The sequence below is a fragment of the Mammaliicoccus sp. G-M28 genome, assembly GCF_022386595.1.
GTDB classification, from domain to species: Bacteria; Bacillota; Bacilli; order Staphylococcales; family Staphylococcaceae; genus Mammaliicoccus; species Mammaliicoccus fleurettii.
Genome location: NZ_JAJNIF010000006.1, coordinates 122366 through 129461, shown reverse-complemented (window position 1 = coordinate 129461; position 7096 = coordinate 122366). Strand labels below are relative to the sequence as shown.

Here is a 7096-nt window from a genome sequence, read left to right as displayed (position 1 = left end):
TTGGTTAAGCCAATCACTCTTTGAAGTACTATAAGTACTCAATTATTGGAATTAACGTTGACATATTGTCATTCAGTTTTCAATGTTCATTTTAACCGCTACAAGAAAAAATTATACCAGTTATTAAATATCAATGCAAGTATTATTTTTAAAAAATAATACTTTGTTTTTTCGAATCAACCAATCTTATCAAGATGTCTTTTTCGAATCAATCAACTTGCATAATTTATATTACATTGTTATTTAGTTAATTTCAAGCGTTAAATTTACACTTTATTAACCTTTTTAACAATGTATTAATTTTGTTTCGTCTGTCTGTTTTGACGACTTTTATATAATATCAAGATATATTGAACACGTCAACGGTTTATATAAACAAAATTGTGTATTATTTCGCTTTATAAGGTACTATATATTTTAATAGAAATTATGCTATACTTTATCAGTATTAATTAGTATGGAGGGAATAGAATTGAAGCTATTTCGAAAGAAACCTACTAGTAAAATTAACAGAATAAGATCTTTTGCATTAGGATTAATCTTTTTAGGTATGATTGTAATGTATGTAGGTGTATTCTTCTTTTACTATTTCAAAAGCCAAATTGTATTTAGTATTTTCTTAGTACTAGGAATGCTGGCTCTTGGTTTATCATTTGTCGTTTATTTCTGGATTGGTATGCTTAGTTCGCGAACAATACAGGTTCAATGTCCAAACTGTGATCATTATACAAAAATGTTAGGTCGTGCAGATATTTGTGCAAACTGTAATCAACCACTTACTTTGGATAAGAACTTGGAAGGTAAAGCATTTAATCAAGATTATAATAACAAACGTAAATCTAAGAAGTTAGAGGAACAAGAAATAGAAGATACTAATGAAGAAAAGAAAAAAAGCTAAAGGTTAAATACCTTTAGCTTTTTCTTTATTTATTCTTACTTTGACATTCTGGACAAACACCATATATTTCCATTCTGTGGTGAGTAACTGAAAAACTAGTAACATGTTGAGCTAATTGCTCAACTTCATCTAACCTCGGATAATGAAAATCAGATATCTTACCACATTGATCACAAATGATATGATAATGATTATGTGTTTCAAAATCAAAGCGACTTGATGCATCACCATATGTTAATTCTTTAACAAGCCCAGTCTCTTTAAAAACCTTTAAGTTATTATAAACTGTAGCAACACTCATATTTGGAAATTGTGGTGAAAGTGACTGATAAATTTCATCAGCAGTAGGATGACTATCTGTTTCTATTAAATATTGAAGAATCGCTTGACGCTGTGGCGTAATTCTAACACCTGTACTTCTTAAAGTACCTATAGCATCGTCTAACATGTGTTCAACATTCTCAACATTTTGTTGCATCCTTACACCCACCTTCTAATTTATAATGATTATTATTTATAATATATCCCTTTTAGTAGCATTTTGTCAAACAATTAATCAGTATCCAGCTTTTGATTTAACTTCATTAAATAAACCTTCTACATCTTCATTATTTATTAGATTTAAATTTTTAACTAATATATCCGTGCTTCTTTTTATATTATTTTTATCATTTCCTGTTATGTGAGCAGTTATAAACACATTATCCAAATCATATAGTTGAGATGTAGGTGATAAAGGTTCTTCTTCAAACACATCTAGTGAGGCATATCTTATTTCTTTGTTTTCTAATGCTTCTATTAAAACCGCTTCTGATACAACAGAGCCTCTACCTACATTAATAAAATGCGTACTATCTTTCATTTGTTTAAAGTCTTCTGTTTTCAACAAATGTATAGTATCTTCTGTTTCAGGTAATACATTCACTACGAAATCTGCTTTTTTATAAACTTGACGTCTTTCTTCTATAGAATATACTTCATCAAAACCTGGTGCTTCATGTCCTGTTGTATTTATACCAATTACTTTCATATTAAATGCTTTTGCAACTTCTGCAGTTCTTTGTGGTATTTTACCTGTTCCAATAAATAATATCGTTTTATCATTTATTGATTCAGGATTAAGTTTATGATTAAACTCTTTTCTCTTTTGAGATTCATAAGATTGTTTAAGCACTTTAATATCATTCAGTATATATGCAAATATGAATTCTGCTATTTGTATAGCATGTACACCTCTTGCATTAGTTAATTTTATGTTTCTTTCTCGTATATATTCTAGAGGTAATTGATTTACACCTGTAGCAAACCAAGCGATCAATTTAATGTTTTTGCACTTATCTAAAAATGTTTCATTTACTTCGGTATGATAACTTACTAATACATCTGCTTTTTCTAACACTTTTTCATCAGCAACATCAGGATGCTTATAAAATGTAAACTCTATATTAGGAAATGTTTCTTTCAGTCTTTCTTCTTGATCTCTTAGTCTCATTAAAGTAACGACTTTCATCATTATCATCCCTTTATTATGTTTTTCAATTCTTCTATTTGTGTTTTGACTTTTACTTTCTCAATCGTATGTATCACTATTCCTTCTTCATCTAAAACAAATGTTGTTCTAACAATCCCCATTGATTCTTTTCCAAACGATTTTTTTAATTGATAAACGCCTACTTGTTCAGATAACTTGTAATCTTCATCAACTAACAAATCAAAATTCAAGCTATGCTTTTCTGAGAAATTAGAATGTTTCTTCTCACTATCACCACTAATTCCATAAACTTTAGTGTTCAAATCATTAAAGCTCTCTAAATTATCTCTGAAATCACAAGCCTCTGTAGTACAAGTTGGTGTGTTATCTCTAGGATAAAAATAAATAATAGTTTTACTTCCTTTTAAATCCTCGCTATTAACAATTTCACCATTTTGATTTTTTAATTCGAATTTTGGAAATTTCTCACCTATTTGTATCATTATATACACTCCTTATAAACGATAGTTCTTTCATTTTATGATACGATATAAATGAAAATAATTAAATTAAAAGAGGTTGATATCATGAATTTTACAAAAAGTGAATATTTACAAACACTTTCAGACGAATATATTTTAGGCGGTGTTAATTCACCATCTCGTTCTTACAAAGCTGTTGGAGGCGGCGCACCTGTTGTTATGAAAAAAGGTAAAGGTGCATATTTCTACGATGTAGACGATAATAAATACATTGACTATTTACAAGCATATGGTCCAATCATAGCTGGACATGCACATCCACATATTACTGAAGCGATTAAAAATGCTGCTGAAGATGGTGTTTTATTCGGTACGCCTACAGAATATGAAATTACGTTTGCTAAAAAATTACGTAATGCAATTCCATCATTAGAAAAAATAAGATTTGTAAATTCTGGTACCGAAGCAGTCATGACTACTATAAGAGTAGCGCGTGCATTTACAAATCGCGATAAAATCATTAAATTTGCTGGCTGTTATCACGGACACTCAGATCTCGTACTGGTAGCTGCTGGTAGTGGTCCTTCACAACTAGGTACTCCAGATTCAGCTGGTGTTCCTAAAAGTGTTGCACAAGAAGTTATAACTGTACCTTTTAATGACATTGATGCATTTAAAGAAGCTATGGATCATTGGGGAGATCAAGTTGCTGGTGTATTAGTTGAACCAATTGTAGGTAATTTTGGTATGGTTGAACCTAAAGAAGGCTTTTTAGAAGCTGTAAATGACATCACTCACGAACATGGTGGATTAGTTATTTATGATGAAGTTATCACGGCATTCCGATTCCATTATGGTGCTGCTCAAGATTTATTAGGTGTTTATCCAGACTTAACAGCTTTTGGTAAAGTCATCGGTGGTGGATTACCAATTGGTGCTTATGGCGGAAGACAAGAAATAATGGAACATGTCGCTCCACTGGGTCCTGCATATCAAGCAGGTACAATGGCTGGAAACCCATTATCTATGAGAGCTGGTATCGCATTGTTAGAAATCTTAGAACAACCGGGTGTATATGAAAAATTAGACCAATTAGGTCAACAGCTTGAAGAAGGATTGCTAGAATTAATTCAAAAGCATAACGTTCAAGCTACAGTTAATCGAGTTAAAGGTGCGCTAACGCTTTACTTTACAGATGAAAAAATAGAAAACTATGTACAAGCTGAAAATACTGACGGTGAAAAATTCGCCAAATTCTTTAAAGCAATGTTATACCAAGGTATTAATTTGGCTCCTTCTAAATATGAAGCATGGTTTTTAACTACTGAACACACTGAATCAGACATAAAACAGACATTAATTGCTGTTGATCATGCATTTTCTCAACTATAAACTTGAAAAGTTATTAAAAACGATGTATAAACAATATATACTAGGCTTGTGATATTTGTTACAACTCTGTTTTAATAACTAAAAGGAATGGTTCTATGAAATTTGGGGCAAGAATTTTTAAAACTGGTATCGCGATTGTCCTAGCAATATTTCTAGCAAATTTACTGCCAGGGCCAGCAATGATAACTTCAATAGCTGGTGTAGCTGCAATGGTTGCAATGCAGCCAAGCGTCTATCGCTCATTTAAAACGATAGTAGAGCAATTTCAAGGTAATGTTATTGGTGCAATAACTGCTGTTACAATATTTTCTATATTCGGTAACCATGTTGTATTTATTGGTTTAACAGCAATTATCATTATTTCAATATTATACAAGTTTAACCTACAACACGTTTCAAACTTAGCAGTTGTTACAGCTCTAATTATACTTGGGCATCATGAAGGAGATTTCTATATATCAGCATTTTACCGATTTGTATTAGTAATGATTGGTGTACTTAGTGCATTTATAGTTAACTTCACATTTCTACCACCTAAATTTGAAACGAAAATGTATTATAATTCATTGAACATATCAACAGATATATTCAAATGGTTTAGATTAGTCTTGAATGGAACAACTGAATTTCATTATGTAAAACAAGACTTAGAGAATATTAGAACTCGAATAGTAAAGCTTGAACAATTCTATCTTTATTATAAAGAAGAAAGAGCCTACACTAAAAAGCAATCTTTTGCTCAAATGCGTAAAAAGATCCTTTTCAAAGAAATAATTGCAGCAACACGAAGAGCATATGAAGTTTTAAGAAAAATGAATCGCTATGAAAATGATATCCATAATTTAAATGATGATATAAAAGTCCAAATAAAATTTGAACTTGATGAACTGATGGCACAACATGAGCAGATATTGGTTAGAATATCCCAAAATGCTAAACATGAAGTTGACCAAGTTCCTGATTATTTAGTTGAACCTTATAAAGAAGATTTAATCAAAATCTTTATAAAAGATATTACAGATAATCCAAATCAAGAAGACTATTATATTGAGAATGTTATGCAAGTCCTATCAGCAATGCTAGATTATAAAGCTACTATATTACATTTAGAAAAACTATCATCTAGTTACTTTAAATATCACCCTGATGATAGTGAAATAAAAATTGAAGATGAAGATTTCGACCTATAAAAACAACCCGCCAAATCAATGGTGGGTTGTTTTTAGTTTATAGATGAACACTTCTTTCGAGTTCTATTTATACTAAGTCTTGTTTATATAGATATTTCTTGTACTGTATGATATTCATCAAATCTCCATTATAACTTCTATATAATAAATGTTTTTCATTGAGTTGGGTTGGACTTTTCACTCCTACTGCAGCTGCTAAATTAAACAGCCCTTCATGTAAACTAACAATATAATTTGAAACTCTATATTCTTTTTCTGAAACGACTAATGCTGTTTCTTTTTTAGGGTCTGTTGTAGCTACGCCAACTGGACAATTATTAGTATGACATTGTTGTGCCATTATACATCCTACATTAATCATTAAACTTCTTGCTACATTTACTAGGTCAGCACCTAAACCTAATGCTATCGCTATTTGGTCAGGCGTGATTAATTTTCCTGAAGCAAATACTTTTACTTTATCTCTTATCTTTTGTTTTTTTAATTCTACATCTAATATTGGCAATGCAGTAAAGAGTGGTAATCCTACAGTATCAACCAATTCTTGATAAGTTGCTCCAGTTCCACCTTCTCCACCATCTACCGTTATAAAATCTGGAATAATGTTTGTAGAAACCATTTCGTGAATCAGTACTTTTAAATCATTTATATTACCTACAACAATTTTAATTCCAACAGGTTTATTAGATAATGTTCTTAATTTATCTACAAATTCTAATAACTCTTTGTTGTTATGCAAAAATTCAAACCTATTAGGTGAGTTCACTGTCTCAAACGGCGTTACGTTTCTAATTTCCGCAATTTCTTCTGTAACTTTTGCTCCTTCAATATGTCCCCCTCTTGTTTTAGCACCTTGGGCTAATTTTAATTCAAATGCTTTAACTTGATCAATATTGGCTTTTTCAATAAATTCTTCTTCATCAAAGTTACCTTCTTTATCTCTAACACCAAATAGACCTGGTCCAATTTGAAAGATGATATCGCAATCTCCTGCTAAATGATGTTTGCTTAAACCACCTTCTCCAGTATTCATCCAAGAACCACTTCTTCCTAGACCTTTTGATAGTGCTGTTATTGCATTTTTACCTAATGCACCATAACTCATACCGGACTGTCCTACTAACCTTTTAACTTTAAAGGGATATTTCAAGTTCTCCCCAATTATTATTTCATTATTATGTGATAATTTATAAGGTTCTACTTCTTGTTGTATTTGTTTTTCTTTTCGTTCAAAAAGACCTTCATTCGAAATATTATAAACATATGTAGTCATTAACTCTTCTTGGTTAATTTCTAATTCGTCATAATCTACAGGAAACATAGCATTTTGCAAATAAAACCCAGGTTCTTCAAATTTTCTTAATGAACCAAAACTTTCGATTCTGCTTTTATATTTTCCGGGCATAACGATATTTAAATATTGTTTTCTAGAAAATGGTTTGCCGTCGTTATCATTTAATATAAGATATTGACGTAATTCAGGTCCTATCATTTCTAAAAAGTATCTAACTCTTCCTAATAAAGGATAATTTCTTAATACACTGTGATTTTTTTGCCTTTTATCTATAATGTAAATCGTTATGCATGTAATCAATCCACCTATAATGATTACAAAAAATAAAACATTCACAATCAGTTGCAATATGCTTAAAAATGTCATAAA

7 protein-coding genes are annotated in these 7096 nt (G+C 30.6%); 3 read left to right on the top strand and 4 right to left on the bottom strand.

The features are described 5' to 3' along the window. Window positions 1-457 precede the first annotated feature (457 nt). Window positions 458-898, top strand: a complete 441-nt coding sequence (locus tag LQ609_RS07755) for a YgzB family protein (RefSeq protein WP_078358492.1) — start codon at window positions 458-460, stop codon at window positions 896-898. Between the two features lie 25 nt (window positions 899-923). Here the strand turns inward: LQ609_RS07755 and perR are convergent, their stop codons facing one another. The 3 genes from perR to bcp all read right to left on the bottom strand — a co-directional run bounded on the left by perR (window position 924) and on the right by bcp (window position 2872). Beyond that, window positions 924-1376 carry a peroxide-responsive transcriptional repressor PerR gene (gene perR, locus LQ609_RS07750; RefSeq protein WP_078358491.1) on the bottom strand — a complete coding sequence of 151 codons (453 nt, stop codon included), beginning with the start codon at window positions 1374-1376 and terminating at the stop codon, window positions 924-926. 78 nt (window positions 1377-1454) lie between these two features. Further along, window positions 1455-2408 carry a phosphoglycerate dehydrogenase gene (locus LQ609_RS07745; protein WP_078358493.1) on the bottom strand — a complete coding sequence of 318 codons (954 nt, stop codon included), beginning with the start codon at window positions 2406-2408 and terminating at the stop codon, window positions 1455-1457. A gap of 5 nt (window positions 2409-2413) precedes the next feature. Continuing rightward, window positions 2414-2872, bottom strand: coding sequence for a thioredoxin-dependent thiol peroxidase (gene bcp / locus LQ609_RS07740; protein ID WP_078358490.1), 459 nt, complete (start codon window positions 2870-2872; stop codon window positions 2414-2416). 84 nt (window positions 2873-2956) lie between these two features. Here bcp and LQ609_RS07735 point away from each other — a divergent pair, with 84 nt between their 5' ends. Both LQ609_RS07735 and LQ609_RS07730 read left to right on the top strand, forming a co-directional pair. Continuing rightward, the gene (locus LQ609_RS07735; protein WP_078358489.1) at window positions 2957-4243 is read left to right on the top strand and encodes a glutamate-1-semialdehyde 2,1-aminomutase; all 1287 of its coding nucleotides are present in this window, start codon (window positions 2957-2959) and stop codon (window positions 4241-4243) included. A 95-nt stretch (window positions 4244-4338) separates the two neighbouring features. After that, entirely contained in the window at window positions 4339-5433 is a 1095-nt protein-coding gene (locus LQ609_RS07730; protein WP_078358488.1) for an FUSC family protein, read from the top strand. Window positions 5434-5500: 67 nt separating this feature from the next. Here LQ609_RS07730 and LQ609_RS07725 read toward each other — a convergent pair whose 3' ends face one another. Continuing rightward, window positions 5501-7093, bottom strand: a complete 1593-nt coding sequence (locus LQ609_RS07725; protein ID WP_239734538.1) for an FMN-binding glutamate synthase family protein — start codon at window positions 7091-7093, stop codon at window positions 5501-5503. Window positions 7094-7096: the final 3 nt, after the last annotated feature.